The organism is Mesorhizobium sp. M7A.F.Ca.CA.004.04.2.1 (genome assembly GCF_004022825.1).
Lineage (GTDB): Bacteria > Pseudomonadota > Alphaproteobacteria > Rhizobiales > Rhizobiaceae > Mesorhizobium.
This window is the reverse complement of sequence record NZ_RZPH01001681.1, coordinates 1-602: the sequence shown is the minus strand read 5'-3', so window position 1 is coordinate 602 and position 602 is coordinate 1. Positions and strand designations below refer to the sequence as shown.

The window sequence follows — 602 nt, the reverse complement described above, 5'->3', positions numbered from 1 at the left end:
GTCGAGCGGCTGGAGACCTACAAGCCTTCATGGCCGCTGCCGAAAATCTTCCGCCTGACCTCGGGCGGCAAGCTGATCGAAGGCATCTTCAAGGGCGAGACCATCAACACCCCCTCGATGCTGTGCGTCGAGGATTACCTCGATGCGCTCAACTGGGCGAAGTCGACCGGCGGTCTCGACGCGCTGATCGCCAGGGCGGATGCCAATACGGCCGTCCTCGATCGCTTTGTCGGCAAATCCTCCTGGCTCGGTCATCTCGCCGTCCAGCCGGCGACACGGTCGAACACGTCCGTCTGCCTGTCCTTCACCGACCCGGACGTGTCCGCGCTCGACGCCGAGGGGCAGGCGGCTTTCGCCAAGGGGCTGGTGTCGGTGCTCGACAAGGAAGGCGTCGCCTACGATATCGGTGCCTATCGCGACGCACCGCCCGGCCTGCGCATCTGGTGCGGCGCGACGGTCGAGACGTCGGATCTCGAGGCGCTGCTGCCCTGGCTCGACTGGGCCTTCGCCGCGCAGAAGGCGTCGCTCAAAGCGGCGGCCTGAGATCATTCGCGGCGGCCTTCGGGTCGCCCATTCCCATCAGGATCAAATCCATTTCAAGG

At 65.4% G+C, this 602-nt stretch carries 1 pseudogene; it reads left to right on the top strand.

Features of this window, described 5'->3' with window-relative positions:
• Positions 1-543 (top strand): annotated as a pseudogene (locus EN893_RS36950) (phosphoserine aminotransferase); the annotation flags it as partial.
• Positions 544-602 lie beyond the last annotated feature (59 nt).